Annotated in this window: 22 protein-coding genes; 2 read left to right on the forward strand and 20 right to left on the reverse strand. The window is 48.0% G+C overall.

Going from position 1 to position 16895, the window contains the following annotated elements; genetic code table 11:
- Positions 1–6: 6 nt before the first annotated feature.
- Complete coding sequence (locus NFS31_RS01270) at positions 7–273, forward strand: hypothetical protein (protein ID WP_251490769.1); 267 nt, start codon at positions 7–9, stop codon at positions 271–273.
- 55 nt (positions 274–328) lie between these two features.
- A complete protein-coding gene (locus tag NFS31_RS01275; RefSeq protein ID WP_251490772.1) occupies positions 329–544 on the forward strand; it encodes a hypothetical protein in 216 nt (71 codons plus the stop codon).
- Positions 545–645: 101 nt separating this feature from the next.
- Here the strand turns inward: NFS31_RS01275 and NFS31_RS01280 are convergent, their stop codons facing one another.
- The 20 genes from NFS31_RS01280 to NFS31_RS01375 all read right to left on the reverse strand — a co-directional run bounded on the left by NFS31_RS01280 (position 646) and on the right by NFS31_RS01375 (position 16651).
- Complete coding sequence (locus NFS31_RS01280) at positions 646–1203, reverse strand: phage holin, LLH family (RefSeq protein ID WP_251490775.1); 558 nt, start codon at positions 1201–1203, stop codon at positions 646–648.
- An 18-nt stretch (positions 1204–1221) separates the two neighbouring features.
- Positions 1222–1389, reverse strand: a complete 168-nt coding sequence (locus NFS31_RS01285; protein ID WP_251490778.1) for a hypothetical protein — start codon at positions 1387–1389, stop codon at positions 1222–1224.
- A 17-nt stretch (positions 1390–1406) separates the two neighbouring features.
- A complete protein-coding gene (locus tag NFS31_RS01290; protein ID WP_251490781.1) occupies positions 1407–2912 on the reverse strand; it encodes a CHAP and LysM peptidoglycan-binding domain-containing protein in 1506 nt (501 codons plus the stop codon).
- 14 nt (positions 2913–2926) lie between these two features.
- On the reverse strand, positions 2927–3334 hold the full coding sequence (locus NFS31_RS01295; protein WP_251490784.1) for a hypothetical protein: 408 nt from the start codon (positions 3332–3334) through the stop codon (positions 2927–2929).
- Positions 3331–3762 carry a hypothetical protein gene (locus NFS31_RS01300; protein ID WP_251490787.1) on the reverse strand — a complete coding sequence of 144 codons (432 nt, stop codon included), beginning with the start codon at positions 3760–3762 and terminating at the stop codon, positions 3331–3333. Before NFS31_RS01300 ends, NFS31_RS01295 begins: the two co-directional genes overlap by 4 nt.
- Complete coding sequence (locus NFS31_RS01305) at positions 3692–4843, reverse strand: reverse transcriptase/maturase family protein (RefSeq protein ID WP_251490790.1); 1152 nt, start codon at positions 4841–4843, stop codon at positions 3692–3694. The genes NFS31_RS01300 and NFS31_RS01305 overlap by 71 nt, the downstream gene beginning before the upstream one ends.
- 449 nt (positions 4844–5292) lie before the next feature.
- Positions 5293–5703, reverse strand: a complete 411-nt coding sequence (gene avd, locus NFS31_RS01310; RefSeq protein ID WP_251490793.1) for a diversity-generating retroelement protein Avd — start codon at positions 5701–5703, stop codon at positions 5293–5295.
- A gap of 81 nt (positions 5704–5784) precedes the next feature.
- Entirely contained in the window at positions 5785–6837 is a 1053-nt protein-coding gene (locus tag NFS31_RS01315; RefSeq protein ID WP_251490797.1) for a hypothetical protein, read from the reverse strand.
- Between the two features lie 3 nt (positions 6838–6840).
- Positions 6841–7179, reverse strand: coding sequence for a hypothetical protein (locus NFS31_RS01320; protein WP_251490800.1), 339 nt, complete (start codon positions 7177–7179; stop codon positions 6841–6843).
- A 2-nt stretch (positions 7180–7181) separates the two neighbouring features.
- The gene (locus NFS31_RS01325; RefSeq protein WP_251490803.1) at positions 7182–7346 is read right to left on the reverse strand and encodes a hypothetical protein; all 165 of its coding nucleotides are present in this window, start codon (positions 7344–7346) and stop codon (positions 7182–7184) included.
- Complete coding sequence (locus tag NFS31_RS01330) at positions 7346–7840, reverse strand: hypothetical protein (protein WP_251490805.1); 495 nt, start codon at positions 7838–7840, stop codon at positions 7346–7348. The genes NFS31_RS01325 and NFS31_RS01330 overlap by 1 nt, the downstream gene beginning before the upstream one ends.
- A 3-nt stretch (positions 7841–7843) precedes the next feature.
- Positions 7844–8155 carry a hypothetical protein gene (locus NFS31_RS01335; RefSeq protein WP_251490808.1) on the reverse strand — a complete coding sequence of 104 codons (312 nt, stop codon included), beginning with the start codon at positions 8153–8155 and terminating at the stop codon, positions 7844–7846.
- Between the two features lie 16 nt (positions 8156–8171).
- Positions 8172–9611 carry a phage tail protein I gene (locus NFS31_RS01340; protein ID WP_251490811.1) on the reverse strand — a complete coding sequence of 480 codons (1440 nt, stop codon included), beginning with the start codon at positions 9609–9611 and terminating at the stop codon, positions 8172–8174.
- Positions 9604–10755, reverse strand: a complete 1152-nt coding sequence (locus tag NFS31_RS01345; RefSeq protein ID WP_251490813.1) for a baseplate assembly protein — start codon at positions 10753–10755, stop codon at positions 9604–9606. The genes NFS31_RS01340 and NFS31_RS01345 overlap by 8 nt, the downstream gene beginning before the upstream one ends.
- Complete coding sequence (locus NFS31_RS01350) at positions 10739–11071, reverse strand: hypothetical protein (RefSeq protein ID WP_251490815.1); 333 nt, start codon at positions 11069–11071, stop codon at positions 10739–10741. Before NFS31_RS01350 ends, NFS31_RS01345 begins: the two co-directional genes overlap by 17 nt.
- 5 nt (positions 11072–11076) lie before the next feature.
- Positions 11077–11478 carry a phage tail protein gene (locus NFS31_RS01355; protein ID WP_251490817.1) on the reverse strand — a complete coding sequence of 134 codons (402 nt, stop codon included), beginning with the start codon at positions 11476–11478 and terminating at the stop codon, positions 11077–11079.
- A complete protein-coding gene (locus tag NFS31_RS01360) occupies positions 11478–11792 on the reverse strand; it encodes a hypothetical protein (protein ID WP_251490819.1) in 315 nt (104 codons plus the stop codon). The genes NFS31_RS01355 and NFS31_RS01360 overlap by 1 nt, the downstream gene beginning before the upstream one ends.
- On the reverse strand, positions 11792–13090 hold the full coding sequence (locus tag NFS31_RS01365; RefSeq protein ID WP_251490821.1) for a LysM peptidoglycan-binding domain-containing protein: 1299 nt from the start codon (positions 13088–13090) through the stop codon (positions 11792–11794). The genes NFS31_RS01360 and NFS31_RS01365 overlap by 1 nt, the downstream gene beginning before the upstream one ends.
- On the reverse strand, positions 13087–13302 hold the full coding sequence (locus tag NFS31_RS01370; protein WP_251490823.1) for a tail protein X: 216 nt from the start codon (positions 13300–13302) through the stop codon (positions 13087–13089). Before NFS31_RS01370 ends, NFS31_RS01365 begins: the two co-directional genes overlap by 4 nt.
- Positions 13295–16651, reverse strand: coding sequence for a phage tail tape measure protein (locus NFS31_RS01375; RefSeq protein WP_251490825.1), 3357 nt, complete (start codon positions 16649–16651; stop codon positions 13295–13297). Before NFS31_RS01375 ends, NFS31_RS01370 begins: the two co-directional genes overlap by 8 nt.
- Positions 16652–16895 lie beyond the last annotated feature (244 nt).

Here is a 16895-nt window from a genome sequence, read left to right on the forward strand (position 1 = left end):
AGAAAAATGATGATAGCTGAAAACTTCAACGATTTTGTAGACAAGGTATCAGAAGCGGAAAGAAGCGCACTGAATAGCCCCGCAGGTCAGGAACTTACACAAAAGCTGCTTGAAATGAAGCTGGCGCAAAACCCGCATATGACCCCGGAAGAATGGACGCAAACAAAGTCTGAATTTATGACTTTCATGTTTACCGTATTCGTCCAGGAAGTCCCGGAAGCTATGCATGAACTGGGACACCATGTTTACAACGAACTGCGGAAAGAAAACTAAATGACCGGGCGGCGGCTCCTGCTGCTGCCCTTCTCCATGAAAGGAAGTGCAAGCAATGACAGGGGAAAACTTCAAAAGGATTAAAAGGGGTACTGACATAAGGGCAATCAAAGAAAAAATATTGTCTTTGCAGAATGAGTGCGGAAAACTCTATGATGAATGTAGGAAAACCGGATTCTTTGACAGTTCTAAACATGATTTTTTATCAAAAGAAATAGAGTGGCAAGAGTACCTTCTCTGGGGTCTTATGAATGGAATGATATTCAGATAGCCCCGTATTTGCCCCGTAAGCGTCAAAAAAGCCCCGCAGGTATATTTCCTTACCTGCGGGGCTTTCCGTCTGTCTGTGGGCTTGTGTGGCACGTCTGCGGTCTATTTTACTTCAATTTCAATGTTCGTCACTCCCTCTGCGGCTTCTGCCGCTTCCTCTGCCGTGATTGTCCCGGTTTTGTTCCCGTCTGCGTCGTATACATTCACTTCCCCGGCTGCGCCGTCCTCCAGCGCACCTTCCGGGACTTCATCTGTCGCAACTGCGGTTTTTCCTTCCGCTGCGGGTCCCGTGTAAATGTTCACTGTCGGAACCTGCACCGCTTCTGCCGCCTGCAGCTCCGTCACCATTGCTTCTTTCTCCCCTGCTTTCATTGCGTTGTAGGCAGACTGCGCTATTGCCCGCAACTGGTCTTCCGTGACTTCAATCCCGGCTTCGTCGGCAATCTCTTTCAGCTTTTCGACGACTGCCGCCATCTTCTCTTCCCCTGTTTCCTTTTTCATGAACTCTTTCGCCCATACTACAAACTGCGCCGCCCACTGTGACAGCGTATTCAATTTGTCAACTACGTTTTTCGGAATGTTCGGGAATACATATTTCCCGACGACAAACGCCGCAACCGTAAACCCTAACTGCACCGCTAAAATGATAATGTCATTCATCTTCTTTTCCTCCTGTTCTTATGCTTCCGGCACGACAACTACAGAAATAATGCTGTCAATATTGTAAATTCCCACCCACTGTCCGTCTTTTACGATAATGAAGCATTTCCCGTCATACTTGTAATCGTCGTATTCCTTTTTTGTCCACTCGCTTTTTTCTCCGTTTTTGAATGTAATTCTAATCACTTTCTTTTTCCTCCTTCTTACGCTCCCGGCAGCTTCAATGTCTGTCCGGGGTAAATCGTGTTGCTGTTCAGCCCGTTCAGGGTCTTAATTTCATTGTAGCGGGACCCATCCCCAAGCTGCGCCGCCGCAATCGCCCACAAACTGTCGCCCGGCTTTACTGTGTAGGTCTTCGCACCGCTTCCCGGAATCCTGATTTTCTGCCCGACGTTTATAATATTCGGGTTCGCAATCCCGTTATAGCTTGCCAGCTTCTGGTATGTAGTGCCGTACTTTGCGGCAATCTTTGAAAGCGTGTCGCCCGCCTGCACCGTGTAAACCTGTTCTGTGGAAGAAGCGGACCCGGAAGAAGGATTTCCGGAAGGAACGCTTGCGGAAGGAACGCTGCCAGCCTTGCTCGCATAATCAGGCAGGCAATATCCCCGGATATAACGCCCGTTCACCTGCAACGCTCTTTCCCCTACCTTGTTACTCATGTTCCCTTCAATGACCGTGATTGTGTTCCCGCTCACCGCTTCCACAATGCCGACGTGTTCAGGATAGCCCGTACAGTCCCCCACCCCGTTGTCGTCCCAGTCATACATGACAATATCTGCGGGCTGCGGTCTGTATGCGTCGTTCTCCTGCCAGCGTCCTTTTGCCCGGTACAAGTCAATCATTGCCCCGCACCCACATTCTGTCGGCATAATGTCCGTAAGCCCGCAGACGATACCGACGAACGAAACGAACGTTGCGCACCATGCGTCCGTATACTTCACCAGATAGCCCCGTGCAAGCGGCTTGTGGGCGTTGTACCCGTCAATAATCTTCCTGTGGCTCCCGTCCGCTTCCCTGCAACCCAGATAGCCCCGTGCTGTCTGCACTACCTTGTTTCTTAACTCCTGTTCTGTCATAGTCTTTTTACCTCCTGTCTGATTGTTTGCAGCCCCGGAAGCACTCTTGAAAAGCCCTTTTGCCTTTTCATATACAATGTTCCTGCGGCTGCTGTATTTACCCATTACACGGTCAGCAAGTGCCGCCCCGTGGATATGGTCAAGCCTTACTTTCCCGGCTCCCCCGGCTCTTCCTGCTGCGGCGTTCCCGACACGCTTTGAAGCTCCCGCCCCGCCCTGATTCTCCAAGTCCGCAAAATATACAAGGCTCTGCGGGTCTTCAATCCCCATGTTTACCCCGTGCGTGACGTATGAAAGAATGTCTTCTTCTGCCTGCCTGTCCTGCGCCGCCCTTCCTCCGGGGGTCCCCAGAATCTTTGACAGCTTCGCTTTCTCTATCGCTGTCACTGTCCGGCTTTCCCAGTTTGAAGCGGTCATTATCTCGTTGTACAGGTCTTTCCCCAGCGTCGCTTCTGCCCCTGCCCCCTGCGCAATCTTTTTCAGAAGCGACAATGCCCGGTTCCCGTGCCACTGTACCTTGCCGACGCTCACCGCCCCGTTATCATCAGCATTTACGGAAGAGTAATTTCCCTCATTCGCAAAGATAACCTTCGCCGCTTCCGCTGCAATCTCCCTTTTCAGCTCTTCTTTCATCTTTGCTTCCTCCCTTACTGTGAACCCATGCCGGAAAAATCAGAAAGGGAACCGCACAAGTCCGGGTTCCCCTTCTTTATCTTCTCTAAGTTTTCCGCTTTGCTCTTCCAGCAATAGAACGCAACCGCAAAAGCCGCAACGCCGCCCGTAAAGGTCAGCAGGCTTGAAAGCTGGTATATGTCCTTTGCTATTACTACCCATACCGCAACCGCAAAAGCGATATAATACGTTATCATGATAGAAAAAACAATGATTTTCGTTACCTGTATTTTCTCCCGCTTTTTCTTCGCCTGCCCCTTTGCCCGTTCCCTTGCCAGCGTCCTCTTATACCTTCGACGTGCCGACGCAATCCCCCGCACGTCAAATGCGTACACAATAAAAGCGCATAGGATAAACCCAAGCGCAATCCATAGAATAATCATTCGTCTTCTTCCTCCCTTTCCATTAGAAAATCATTCTTTTCACAACGGCGCATATATACATTGCTTACATACTTATACGCCATATCCACCCGCCCGTTTTTCAGCTTGTTTGCTTTTATGTACTCTTCATAGTCGCTGTACGTTTCAAAAAAATTGTCAAACTCTTCTTTTGTATGCTTCCTGCGGTTCATACACTCATTTGCAAAAGATAGTATCTCATGCCGCCAGCTCTCCACCTTGTGCTGCTGCAAGTCCTTTTCTATCTTGTCAAGCTGTTCTTTTATATCATGGTTCATCAACGCCCCTATGCGCTTTATGATATAGCGCACGGGCTGAATTTTAATGCCAGGGGTCAGGTCAATTATTATCCCTGCCGCCGCAAGCCACGCCAGAATCTCTTTTGCCGTCTGCAATAGTTCCTGTGACATTTCCGCATACCTCCTTTTTATACATTTCATTCAAACTTTTCCGCAGTCCGTAGCTGTCAAAATGTTTTAGTATTCCCCGGTATGAAGCAACGCTTCTGTCAAGCGTGTCTTTGTCAATTTCGCCTATTGTGTAGGCATGAAACATATATTGCAGCCGTCTTTTCAGCTTCTTTGCAGTCTTTTTCCTTAACTTCCTATGTGTCGCCCATACTCGGAAGCCTACAAACTCAATACCCATACTTGTCGGGCGTATGCAGGTTTTATTGTTTAACTGCAAATTCAGCTTCTTTCCCAGAAATACGGCTATTTCCTGTTTTACCTTTTCCAGATACTTTTTATCATCATGCAAGATTATAATGTCGTCCATGTATCTGATATAAAAATGCAACCTTAATTTGTGCTTACAGAACTGGTCAAGCTCATTCAAATACAGGTTCGCAAACATTTGTGAAGTCAGGTTTCCTATAGGCAAGCCCACATCATCTAACATTCTGTCAAATGCAACGTCCCCTATATCTGCGCCCAGCGGCAGTCCGAACTTTGTATCTTCGCAGTCAATGATTTTCGCCATCAGGTCTAACAACGGCGGGTCGTCAATCATCTTCGCAAGAATCTTCTTCAAAATGCCGTGGTCTATCCTGTAGAAATACTTTGATACATCTAATTTCAGATAATAGTATTTCTGCGGCTTCCTGTCGGTCTGCTTTAACCAGTATTGCAGGCGGTCTATTGCCTTGTGCGTCCCCTTCCCTACCCTGCAAGCGTAACTGTCGAAAATGAACTTCTTTTCAAAAATCGGGTTTACCTGCCTGTAGATTGCGTGCTGCGCCACCCGGTCTTTGAATAACAATGACATTATCAGGCGTTTTTTCGGTTCGTACACATAGAAAATATTGTACCTCCCGACGCTGTATTGTCCCCATATCAATTCATTTTGCAGGATAATCAGGTTATCTTCCAGCCGGTCCGTATACTCCATAACGTCCTGCCTGTATCTCTTGCACTTGATAGCCGCTTTGTATGCACAAAACAGGTTTTCAAAGTCATAGATTTTCGGGAAAATTCCCCGTATCTTCTTCAATGGTTTTTACCTCCTGCAATTAAAAATGTGTCGGGCAAATTTACTCCGGTCCACCACTCCGTTTCAAACGTGATATATTCATTCAGCCTTTCGGCTGACTTTCGCCCTGTAAGACAAAATCCTGATTCTGTCTTACAAAGTTACTAACTATCTTCCCGACAATTCAATCTTCTTCCTACGGTCCCCGGTTTCCCAGTCGCCTTTGGAACGGAAAAGAACCCCTTTTAACCCTGTACGCACGGGACACGCTCACTTGTGAACGTGACTTCTGGCTGTAGAGGAAAAGCGGAACGGAAGGACACATTGTTGTTGACGTTAGAACGGGCGTTGTTCAAGTTCAACGCCGCCACTCCACCGTTGGAAGTGTTGTTGAAACTCGAACCCCGGATAGGCACGGCAAGTCCTCTATAACGGTTCTTTCCCGATATGAAAAAAGCGGGTTCCCCCGCCTATTTCTTTAATGATTTATAGTACCCGCCTATCATGCAGCCGATTTCATTTATTTTGCGTGATATGTTTTCATACTTCCGCAGCGAAAGACAGGGCTTTCGGCTGCGTGTATACTGCGGGTCTGCTGCAAGCCTTACAAGATGGCGCAATACATCAACTTCATTGTCAAGCTCTCCTAATGTCGTCTTTTTGTAGTGCTTATTTTCTAAAGTTACCACAAGCCGCAGGACAGAAAGCATTGTTCCCCGTATATCTTCCGCAAGTCTTCTTTGCGCCCGTGGGAATTGTTCAAGCTCTGGTCCTGTGTATAGTATCAGCTCATATACTTTATTTTTCGTCTTGAAGTCGTCTGCCGTCGCATTGTCCCGTACCGGGTCAAGCTCCGGCAGCTCTTTTTCTTCCTGTGCCATGTTTCACCCTGCCTTGTCTTGTTTTCGGTGAAAGGGCTGGCTGCCGCCAGCCCTCCCAGTGTATCAGTTTTCAGTTTTCAGTTATTCAACAAAAGCGGAACGGAAGGACACATCGCTGCTGACGATAGAACGGGCGCTGTCCAAGCTCAACGCCGCCACTCCACCGTTGGAAGTGTTGTAGAAACTCGAACCCCGGAAAGGCAGTCTTTCGCCGTTATTTCTTGCCCAGAACCGCCCCGGCGCACTCTGCCCGTCAGCAGGGAAGAAGCCTGCTGCAATTAAGATTTTCGGGATAGTCACACCTGATACCGCTTTTGTGTCTTTGAAAGGTGTGCTTGTGTCGTTGCTGTCCGTCGTCTGCGTCGTTACGCCCGTATTGATACGCAATGTTGCGTCACTTGCGCTGGTTCTGTCAATTTTCAGCGTCCCCGCTGTCCCCGGTTCAACCAGCGTTCCGTTCGGCATGATAGCTTTCCACTCCGTACTATCAGGACCCATGCTGCAATCTGACTTCATAGCGTTACCGTAAGGAATTATCTGGATTTCACCGTTGACAACCCTTGCACCGCTCACCCATTCCCAACAATCCCCGCAAAGGTCAGCAATCCCCGCCGCCGTGTGGTCATGGTTCCATGTTACGGGTCCGCTGCCTGTCGCTGTCCTGCCGCCGCCGTGTGAACCGTCGATATATGTATTTACGCCCCGTTCCCATGCTTTTTCATAGGCTGCGTCCCAATTTGTATTACCCCTCGGAATCGTGCCGTTTTTCTCACTCCATAAAGCAAGGGCGGCAAAAACGCCGTTCTGGTTCAAGTGCCAGCCCTCTCCTTTATTGCGGCAGCATTTCAACGCCGTGTCAAAATCAATGTAGCATTTCGGGTCCTTCATAGGCAGGGAATAGGCTCTGTCATTTACAACGCAATTCAGGTACTTTGATACCCAGATTACGTTCTTTTCTACTCCCTCCATCACCCACCACGGCAATGTTTCCTGTGTGCCGCCCGTGATAATGTCGGAATACTTCATTTTCGGAACGCCCACCATGATAGACGGCTTTCCTAAATCGTCCAAAATTACCCGGTTATTTCCTCCAAAAGACGCAACTGCTAAAGCTAAATCGTCAAAATTTCCCATCTTTTATACCTCCCATAAAATGATAGTGCATAATGAAATGTCAAGTTCAATCGGAATCGGGACTTCCCTCGGCTCCCCGTTTTCGTCAACCCCGTCTTCGATTACATCATAACGGCGGGCAGGAATGATAATTTGCGCTGCGTACTTCTGCGCCCTGCCGCCCGTTCCGATAACAACACCGTTTTCACTGTCAATGCAAATATCCAGCGATACTTCAAAATCCCTTTCCCGGCTTGCCAGATTCAAAGAAAGCTCATCATCTCCGAAAATGATTTTCTTCCCCTTCACTTCATACTGAATGTGATTGCCCGGCATTTTTTCAACAACCTTGATTTTTCCCATGTTTATCTCCTTCCTTCTTTCACTACTTCACGGGTCCTTGCGGCAATGATTTCCGCTGCTTCCCTCTGCTCCGGGGTTCCCCTCCCCTTTACTCCAAAAGATTGCAGCACATACGCTTCATGCTGCTTTCTCCCTTCGCTCTTTATAATCACGCTTGCCCCATTCATCAGTAAAAGCCTCCCTTCACAAATACTTTCAGCTTCACTTCTTTTGCGCTGCCTGTATACGCAATCTTGAAGCCGTTCACCAGCTTTTCCGTTACCTCAATATCGCCTACACAACCACCGCTATATTCCAGCACTTCCGCTGTCACGGTATAGTCAAGATGATTTCTTTCGGTTTTCAACGCTACGGTCTGCACGGAATTATTGAACGGGTATTCCTGATTATTTGCCAGGGTCAGAATGATTGCTTCCCCGGTTTCATCTGCCGTCCTCTGGTTCATGTGAATCACTTCCGTTGCCAGAAGTGCCGCAAGCTCCCCGGCATTTGAAATGCCGTCTTCCATGTGATTGAAGTTTGTTGCGCTCTGCGGGGTCCCCTGCTGCAACACTTCCCCTTCTACGGGTTCATGTGTGATTGTCCCGTCGTCGTTTTGAGTTTCAATGTAGCGGTTTTCATGCTCTGTAACATGGTCCTGCCACTGTTGCCATTCGTACATGGTTTATACCTCCTGTTCTACAAATCGGAAGACAAAACGGTATAACGCCCCTTCCTGAACATTGGAAAGCTCGATATTCTCCGTTTTGTCTGCCCACAACTGTTTATTTTTGTTGTAAAGCTGAACCCGCTGAATTGTTGCTTCCGTTCCCGCCTGCGGCGTAATGTTCAGGTACACCGCCACCCGCCCGTCTTTCAGGCGTTCCCGCCTGTGAATCGGTATCTTTTTTTCTGTGTCGTTTACCGTGACTTTCGCATACGCAATATTTGTGTCCAGAAAGTCCTTAAAATCTTCTATCGCCTGTGGTGTCAGCATGGTTTTTCACCCCCTTTCAAAGTTTTCTGTGGCTTCCGCATGGTTTACTTTTGTGTATAAATACCGCCGCTTCCACCGTGCTTTCAATCCCCCCGCTTCCTGCTCCCTCTCCCGTGTTTCTTTCTGGCACGGTTCCGGCAGCTTTTACGGTATATATAAAGCCTGCGGCTTCATCTTCTGCCGCAATCCCGGCTTCGGAATTGTCTGATACAATGTTTCTTTCCGGCTTTGTCCCGGCTGCTGGCATAGTAAAGGGAAAGCCTTCCGCTTCCCCTTCTGCCGTCACGTTTATGCTGCTGTTTTGAAATGCTGTGTTTCTGTCCGGGGCGGTTCCTGCTGCCGGAACGGAAAACGGCGTTCCCTCTGTTTCTGCCTGCGCTTCAATGACTGCCCCGGCTGCTGCCCCTCTGCGGCTTCTCTGCGGCTCTTCTCCGGCGTTTATCTGCCCCGCAGATGTATTTGTATACCTTTGTACATTCTGCGCCGTTTCTGCGTCAATCTGTGCGTCTGTGTGCCTGAATACTGTGTTTCTGTCCGGGGCGGTTCCTGTTTCCGGGACAGAAAAGACAAAACTTTCTTTTTCTGTCTGCGCTTCAACTACCGTCCCGGCTGCTGCCCCTCTGCGGCTTCTCTGCGGCTCTTCTCCGGCTCTTATTCGCCCAGCAGGTGTATTTGTATGCCTGAAAGCGTTTGAAGCCGTTTCTATGTCAATCTGTGCGTCTGTGTGCCTGAATATGTGGCTTCTATATGGATATGTCCCCGCCTGTGTCGGCAGAAAGATAAAGCCCGCCGCTTCCGTCCCCACTACAATCGCACTTCCTGACTGTACGCCCCTCCTTATCCTCTGCGGATATGTGCCAGCCAGCAGGCTCCCCGTTGCCGGGTTCTTGTATAAAAAGAAGTCCGTATGCGTTTCAACCGTTATCCCCACGCCCGCCTGATATACAACTTCATCTAAATGTGAAGAAAGCCTTTTATACATCATCACCGCATTTATAATTTCCTGAAAACTTGCGGTCACTCTGTTTTCCGTCACGTCGCATACAATGTGAAAATGGTGGGGCTGCCCTTCGTACTGATACCATTCTTCAACTTCGCTTTGCGGGTATAGTGCGCCCAGTGCCTTTTCTACCGCATATTTTGTCCCCATCTTCTTATGCACTTTTACGCTGCCTTTCAGAATATCCCGCTTTACTTTCAGGGGAAAAGAATAGTCGTACCAGTCAACGTGCATATCATATGCAAGTATATCAATCAATTCTTCCGGCAGTTCATCTATACGGGAATATATCAGCACGTTTTCTATTTCCCCGCTGACCGTCAACGCTTCCTTTGTCACCGCTTCCGCAATCGCCCGCATTTTCGGGTCATGCTTCAACGCCCCCGGCAGATAATCCGCAAAGTTCACGGTGTATATATCCCGTCCGGCTTTTCTTATCCCTTTTGGGTTAGGCATTTTCTATCCCCCCATTCAGTACGGTCATAGTGTCCCGCACAATCCTTGCAACGTGCGTTTCCTCTACCACCTGAAATGTCGGCTTCCTTACCTCTACCCGCTTCACTCCTGCTGCCATGATTAGCTGTGTAAGGTATGAAGGATTTATGTCACGTCCCATTTTCCCAGTCTGCCATGTTATGTAGTCTTCGACTGCTGCCCTTGCTTCCCGGTCTATGATACTTGTGCTTGCCTGACTATTTCTGTTTATGTAATAGGTCAGGTCTATTTCAAATGGGTCTTCCTCCGGCATTGATACTGTGACAATATCCGTCAGCGGGCGCACGTCAGAAGCGTTCAACGCCGCTTCTATTTCCTCCAGAACCGCCTGCGTCGGCTGCTCCCCTCCTTGTAGCAATACCCTAATATCTACAACCCCGGCTTCCGGGCTTGTTGCTGCAACGTCGGCAATAGCTGTGCTGACCGATTTTGTATGATATATATATCCATTTACCGGACCCGCCGTTGAAAAGCTCTCCATACTCTCCCGCATACGCTCATAGTATGAAGCGTCTTCTTCTTCCTCTGCGCCGCCCTCCGTCTTCGTCACGTTCTCTGCTTTTAGATAAAAGTCATAAATATCTACGATTTCTTTTACCTGACCCGGCGCAAGATTATTCCCTACCAGTCCCGCCGTCTGGCATTTCCCGTTTACTTCCCCGTATGTTTCCCCGGCTTTAATTTCAAGCCCTTCTGTGGTTTCAAACGTAATTTCCCCGTCAAACGTTATCCGGGTCCCTTCCGGTATGATTACACTTTGATTTTGCGCCGCTGATATGTAGAAACGGAATTTTGCAACCGCAGGCGTGGCGGGCAGGCGTTCAATATCCTTAAAAAGCTCTGCAAGGCTGTCCAGATACTCCCCTTTTGCATAGCGGGGTACGTTTTTCTTTGCTGTTTCATTTATCAGAACTCTTTGTTGTACGATAATTGCGGCGCACCATGCAATAAAAAGACGTTCCGGGGAAGCCGGATACACTTTATAATCCCGCCGCCCTGACTGCTTCACGAACTCTTCATAAAGGGCAATCATATTGCTTTCTATTACTTCCGTGTCCGTTTCGACAAATTCAACGTCCGGGTATTCTCTAATCATCATTGACATTTTGCACCCCCTGTATTTCAATTATCGGTATCAGCTTCCCCGTGAAAGCATTTTCTTCAAAAGTTATATCCCCCAGAATCGCCCGTGGTTCGTATTGTTCAATCTGGTCGTATAATTGCCCCACCATGATATTTTTCACTACGGGCAACGGTCTTCCTATCAACTGCGCCGGAATCCCTAATTCTCGCAGCATAGGGCAGCTATTTTCCCATGTGTCTATGATTATTGCTATATTCTGCAAAACCGCTTGATGGTCGTTTGCCGGGGCAAGGTCTATGCTTTCAAGTAGTTTTCCATCACCTCTGATAATGTCCATTTTCATCACCTTTTCGGATATTCTTTCAGCGTCACTTTCACTTTTGCCGCCAGCAAACTTCCTTTGTTGTCGAACCGCTGAAAATCAACCGTCCCTTTCTGCATTACCCACTTGTAACTGCCGTACACCTTGCCGCCTATTACAAGCCGTTCTGCATATCCTTTCCGCACCATTTCCCGCAGCTTCTTTATTTCTTTCAGCGGGTTCACTCCCAGAAATACAGAAAACGTCATTGAAAATGATATTCCTTCAAGTCCTGGTCCCATGTATTCAAGAAGGTCTGCTTTTATGTGTCTGTCGTGTGTCGCATAGTCAGTGGAAAAGTCCCAGCTCATGCTGTCAAAAGTCCTAACTGTATTATTTGACACGCTGAAAACAAGGTCCCCGAAACTTCCGATTTTTGCCATTACATCACCTTCCCTACAATGTACCCTTCCCCGTCGCCGTCAGGAATCATCAAGCATAGAACCATGTCCCCGACTTGCGGCACCCACTCCGTTATATACGCTTCGTGAAAGTGTCCTTCTGCCGTCTTTGTTTTGTCCCCTTCCTTTTCCTTTTCAGTCGGTACAACTGCCCTGTGTCGGGTCAGTATGTGCAATTCTCCTGATACAATGCCGCCTTTATCCCCGAACTTCACACGGGCTTTCATTGTCCCTGCGTTCACGCTCTGCACGGTCCCCTTTCGTATCATGTTTTTTACTTCGTTCAAGTCTGCCATCAATATCCCTCCAGAACCTGCTTCAAGGAAAGGTCTACCGTGTAGCCCCCTGTCAGGCTGTGCTTTGCCTGCGTTACCTTGTATTTTCTATCGAACTTCTGGAAGCCTTTTAGTTTTACGGTCATTCCTGCCACAAGTGACACGTCGCCCACTACTTTTAGACTTGCCGTAAACTCCTGTGTGTTCTTCTCCCGCAGGCGTTTCTTTGCCAGCTTCTTTGCTTCCTCTGTATTCCTGACTTTCTCGTTAATCTCTAAAACCTGCCCCGTCCCTGCGCTGCTGTCCGGCGTGTATGTATATTCAATCGTTTCTTTGCTGTCCGGGTCCGTGTAGGAAACGTGACAACTTGTGTATGCTGTATCTGTCAGGCTGGTTCCCAATTTGTAGGATAGTATATTTTTATCCCCGTACTTGAAAATCTTTGTTGCGGGCTTTGCGTCATACTCCGCAGCGTCGTATATTACTATTTTCAGCGTTGTTACCTTCAACGCCATTCCTGCTGCGTGGCATAGCTCCTGCAAAAATTTAATGTCCGACGTTTGCACCTGCTCTTTTCTCTTGAAAGTCGGATTGTCGCTGGCTTCATACATCAGGGAAAGCCCGCTTTCTCCCGCTATCTGCTCCCCTATTGCTTTTAGTGTGATATTCTCCCATGCTCTTGACTTTTTAGCCATCCGCATTGTAGAAGTATAGGGAATAGAAGTGCTTTTCACCGTCACTTTTGTTGGCGGTCCTGATACGTCTATGCCGTCTATTTCAAAAGTTCCGATATTCAAAGTTGCGTCTTTCCCGTTGTCGTCCCAGTTCTTCTGGACAAGTACCGCTGTTACAAGTTTCGGTTTTGCCCCCTGCTGCACTTCCTCCACGGTTTCAACTGCCGTACTCTTTGCCGTGCCGCCTGTTGTTATTTTGAAAACCTGCCCCGGATAAATCAAATTCGGATTAGGTATATTATTTTCTGCTGCAATCTGCGGGTATTTTGTCCCGCTCCCTAAATACTGTGAAGCAATCGCCCACAACGTGTCGCCCCGCTTCACAACGTAATTTATCACTTCTTCTTTCTGCACTTCTTTTACAACCTGCTTTGTCGTTTTTATGATTGTCGGCTTTACTTCCAGCCAGTCCCCCATCAGGTTCCTTTCCCGGTCTTCGTATACAATTTGAAAATCATCTGTGCTGCCGTCTTCATTGTCCGTATAATTTGCGCTCACTAAATGCAATGCTATATTTTCCGGCACGTCTACATTTTCAAATTTCAGCTTCAAAACGACACGCCTTGCAAGTCTTTTGTCGCTCATAGCAGCAACCCCCTTTTCCACGGCGGCAGCTCCATATTTTCTTTGTCTTCCACCTCCGGGATAGTAAGAACTACCCCGGCAGGAAAGACAAACATTGCGGCATAATCGGCATTAGCCTTTATCAGCTTATCCGTGTAAAGAACGCTTCCCATTTGCTTATACGCTATCTGGTCCCACATATCCCCGGAAATTGTTGTATAAACCTTACTCATGCCTTGACCGCCTTTCATCATCACTTCTTTTGTCCAGAAGGTCTTCAACCTCCCGCAACAAGTTTCTGTTATTCTCTTCCAGCTTCTCTTCTAAGTCGCCCGCTTTGTCGCCGTCAACGTAGATTGTTGGATTGCTGTTGATTGTTACACTATTCCCGCCGCCCTGTCCTGCACCGCTTACGACTTCTGGCGGCTTTACTTCCGTCGCATTGTTCGTGGTATTGTAGAATACCTGTGAAGTCTGCCCGGCTCCTGCCGTCTGTGCCACCTGTGCTGCGGCGTTCTGTGCGCTCAATATATCTTTTGTCTGCTGCGCCGTGTATACTGTCATTCCCGGCGCATTTGTTATCAGTTCGGGACCCTCTTCGCCTGCAATAAATGTGTTCGGCGTGTTCTTCGTTCCTTTTGCAAAAGTCGGAAGTGTCGGTATATTTATCCCTTTTCCTCCTACTCCCGGAACCCAGTCTGGAATCTTAATGCTGTTCAGTGCCGAAATAGCCCCGTTTATAACGCCTATAATTCCATTTATAACGCCCGTTGCGATAGATTTCAGCCCATCCCAAGCTCCCTGAAAAATCGACTTCACGCCCTCCCAAGCTGCTCCCCAGTTCCCGGTAAAAACTCCCGTGATAAACTGTATCAGCCCGGAAAAAATCTGCTGTACTGCGCTTATAATGCCGCCTATCGTATTGAATACGGTTTGGAAGATTGACAGCACCGCAGGAAGTACGGCTTGAACTGTAGTCAAAATCTGCTGCAAAATCGGCTGAATGATACTCCAAATTGTAGTGAAAACCGTCTGAACTACAGGCAAAACGGCTGAAAGCACCGTTGTTATTATGGACCCTAGCTGCTGTATGCCTTGCACAATGAACGGAAGAACCTGCTGCACAATGAAGTTGAAAACTTCGCTCACAATCGGCAAAACATACGTTTGAATAAATGTTATAACTTCGCTGATTACAGGCATAATGCCTGCTATGAAATCTCCGATAATTGGTATAATGCCGCCTATAAAATCGGCTATTGCCTGAAATACCTGCATTATCACCGGGGCTGCTGATTGTATGCCGCTGATTATTCCCGGAATAACCGTTGTAACAAGCACATTCAAAAATTGTTCCACAACCGGGACTATATGCGTTGTCACGAACCCTACAAACTGCCCTGCTGCTGTTACTACTTTTTGAAATACGCCTGCAAATGTATCAAATACCGCAACGCCCTTTTCACCGAAAATTTCTTGTATCTTGTCCCTTGCTGCCCCCAAATTTCCGTCAGAGAAAACGCCCTTTATCGTTTCGCCTACGCTTGTTACAACCGCAACAATCTTGTCGAATATTTCAAGCCCTTTTTCTCCGAAAATATTTCCTACAGCTTCCCGGACTTTATCAAAATTCTTCCGCAATAGTTGTACTGCCGTGATTACCGCTGTAACTATTCCTATCACGGGCAAAAATTTTCCTGCTATCCCTCCTAACGGACCCAGAAGCGTTGACCCGATTTTCCCCAACGGTCCTAGTGCCTTTGATATTATGTTTCCTACAGGCGCAAGCAATGTCCCTATTTTTCCAAAACTTGACGCAACGATTTTTCCAAGTGTCCCAAGCGGGGAACGTGCGACAATGCCGCCGATACCTGACAGGGCTTTCCCTAATATGCCGCCGATACCGCTAAAAGGCTTTGTGATGAATCCCACCAGCTTTGAACCTATGCCGGAAAATCCCATTGCCTTAATCTTGAAAAGCTCCAGAATCTTCTGTGCGTCTTTTATCCCGCTTGCTATGTTTAAGAATCCCAGCTTTGCTGTCAGCCCTGCAATTCTCATTCCTGCAAGTGCCGCCGCTACTTTCAGAACTGTTTGAACCAGCTTCGGGTTTGCCTGTGCAAATTCGGAAACTTTTATAACAACCGCAGCCACCTTTTCTGCAACGTTCCCGACAATCGGCAGAAGGTTTTGACCCAGAACAATACTCAAATTTGCAATACTGTTCTTTGCCTTTTGCATTTTCGCTTCCGTTGTATCGTCCATCTTCGCAAAGGCTTCTTCCGTCGCCCCTACGCTGTCAATCATTCCTGATACTTGCTCGTTGAACCCTTCAACACCCCCGGACAGAAGCGACACGGCAGCTTTCCCGGCTTCCGCAGAACCAAACATATCGTTTAGGCTCTTTCCGCTCTTCTCTGCTTCCTCCTGCAAAACCTGTATCACTTCACCCAGGCTCTTCCCGTCGGTCATAAGCTCTTTAAAGCTCTTTCCCGTCGTCGCCCGCAAGGTCTTTTCCGCTGTCGTTCCCGACTTTGAAAGCTCGTTCAACATACTGTTCATGTATGTTGTTGTTTCTGCGGCTGCAATACCTTTGCTTGTCATGATTGCATATCCGGCGCATAACTGTTCAAGTGCTACGTTGTTTGCGTTCGCTGTCGGTATGATTTTACCCATAACGCTTGACAGCTCTCCAACGCTCACTTTACCTTTATTCTGCGTCTGCACAAGCATATCTGACACTTTCGACACTTCACTTGCTTCCATGCCGTAGGCGTTCAGAATTGTTGTCAAAACGTCCAGCGTCTGTGCGCTCTCTGCAAATCCGGCTTTTGCCAGCTTCGTTGAATATGATACAAAGTTTACAGCGTCCCCGGTCTGCTGCCCGGCAGAAATAGCGTTGTACACATCATCTGCAATCTGGCTGGCTGCTATCCCTGTAGTATTTGACAGCTTCATTATCTCGCTTGACATTTCTTCAATCGGGACAACATTTGCGTCTGCAATCGTTGACACTTTCGCAATCGCTGTTTCGTACTCCTGCGCCGCCTGCACGGGTCCTGCGTACAATGCCGCTGCTACCGCTCCAACCGCCCCTATCGTTCCCAGAAGCTGTGTCTTTGTAGCTGCTATATTCTCTTTTATTTTTGCCTGTTCGGAATTGATACGGTTCAGGTTTTCTTGTGAACCCCGCAGCCGTTCATATGACCTTTGAAGACGTTCGTTAGATTGTTCCAGATTGTCTGTGTCAATCCCTGCGTCCCGTAGCTCCTGCGCCATCCGTTCAAGCTGTTCTTCTTGTGATTGTATGCTGGCAGTGGTCTGTCGTATCTGGTTTTCATTGCTTTTCAGGCGTTCGGTATTCTTTGCGACTTCGTTCTCTTCTTTCACAAGCTGCGCCGTAAGTTCTCCCGTAGCGTCGCCCGTTTCTTCGATTTTCGCCCGCAGCCGTTCAGCGTTCGTCTGGTGTTGCTGTATTTTTTGCGAAACTTTTTCATGTTCCGCTTGCAGCCTTTCCAGCTTCCCTCTCTGCTGCTCTATGGCGTTTGAAGCCCGTGTATAGCCGTCAACCTTTGACTGCATGGAATTTACGCTTTTAATGCTGTTTTGTAGCTGTTTCTGTGTTTCAATCGCACTTTTGAACGTGCTGTTGAAATTCCCGCCCAGCGACGCTTTCAGCTTAAAAAGAAGCTCAAATTCCTTTTGTGACCCTGCCAATCGCTTCCACCTCCTATCACTTGTTATGTGCTAGGCGTTCCCGCTCCCTTGCGTCTTCTCTTTCTACTTCATTCACGCTTTTTATCCAGCGGAAAAGTGCGGAAAGTGT

This window comes from Otoolea muris, assembly GCF_943193115.1.
Taxonomy (GTDB): domain Bacteria; phylum Bacillota; class Clostridia; order Lachnospirales; family Lachnospiraceae; genus Otoolea; species Otoolea muris.

Bases quoted from the DNA above. Each gene is read 5' to 3' on its own strand.
- NFS31_RS01270 (WP_251490769.1), top strand. From the start codon at position 7: ATGATGATAGCTGAAAACTTCAACGATTTTGTAGACAAGGTATCAGAA.
- NFS31_RS01275 (WP_251490772.1), top strand. From the start codon at position 329: ATGACAGGGGAAAACTTCAAAAGGATTAAAAGGGGTACTGACATAAGG.
- NFS31_RS01280 (WP_251490775.1), bottom strand. From the start codon at position 1,203: ATGAATGACATTATCATTTTAGCGGTGCAGTTAGGGTTTACGGTTGCG.
- NFS31_RS01290 (WP_251490781.1), bottom strand. From the start codon at position 2,912: ATGAAAGAAGAGCTGAAAAGGGAGATTGCAGCGGAAGCGGCGAAGGTT.
- NFS31_RS01295 (WP_251490784.1), bottom strand. From the start codon at position 3,334: ATGATTATTCTATGGATTGCGCTTGGGTTTATCCTATGCGCTTTTATT.
- NFS31_RS01300 (WP_251490787.1), bottom strand. From the start codon at position 3,762: ATGTCACAGGAACTATTGCAGACGGCAAAAGAGATTCTGGCGTGGCTT.
- avd (WP_251490793.1), bottom strand. From the start codon at position 5,703: ATGGCACAGGAAGAAAAAGAGCTGCCGGAGCTTGACCCGGTACGGGAC.
- NFS31_RS01315 (WP_251490797.1), bottom strand. From the start codon at position 6,837: ATGGGAAATTTTGACGATTTAGCTTTAGCAGTTGCGTCTTTTGGAGGA.
- NFS31_RS01320 (WP_251490800.1), bottom strand. From the start codon at position 7,179: ATGGGAAAAATCAAGGTTGTTGAAAAAATGCCGGGCAATCACATTCAG.
- NFS31_RS01325 (WP_251490803.1), bottom strand. From the start codon at position 7,346: ATGAATGGGGCAAGCGTGATTATAAAGAGCGAAGGGAGAAAGCAGCAT.
- NFS31_RS01330 (WP_251490805.1), bottom strand. From the start codon at position 7,840: ATGTACGAATGGCAACAGTGGCAGGACCATGTTACAGAGCATGAAAAC.
- NFS31_RS01335 (WP_251490808.1), bottom strand. From the start codon at position 8,155: ATGCTGACACCACAGGCGATAGAAGATTTTAAGGACTTTCTGGACACA.
- NFS31_RS01340 (WP_251490811.1), bottom strand. From the start codon at position 9,611: ATGCCTAACCCAAAAGGGATAAGAAAAGCCGGACGGGATATATACACC.
- NFS31_RS01345 (WP_251490813.1), bottom strand. From the start codon at position 10,755: ATGTCAATGATGATTAGAGAATACCCGGACGTTGAATTTGTCGAAACG.
- NFS31_RS01350 (WP_251490815.1), bottom strand. From the start codon at position 11,071: ATGGACATTATCAGAGGTGATGGAAAACTACTTGAAAGCATAGACCTT.
- NFS31_RS01355 (WP_251490817.1), bottom strand. From the start codon at position 11,478: ATGGCAAAAATCGGAAGTTTCGGGGACCTTGTTTTCAGCGTGTCAAAT.
- NFS31_RS01360 (WP_251490819.1), bottom strand. From the start codon at position 11,792: ATGGCAGACTTGAACGAAGTAAAAAACATGATACGAAAGGGGACCGTG.
- NFS31_RS01365 (WP_251490821.1), bottom strand. From the start codon at position 13,090: ATGAGCGACAAAAGACTTGCAAGGCGTGTCGTTTTGAAGCTGAAATTT.
- NFS31_RS01370 (WP_251490823.1), bottom strand. From the start codon at position 13,302: ATGAGTAAGGTTTATACAACAATTTCCGGGGATATGTGGGACCAGATA.
- NFS31_RS01375 (WP_251490825.1), bottom strand. From the start codon at position 16,651: ATGCAGTCAAAGGTTGACGGCTATACACGGGCTTCAAACGCCATAGAG.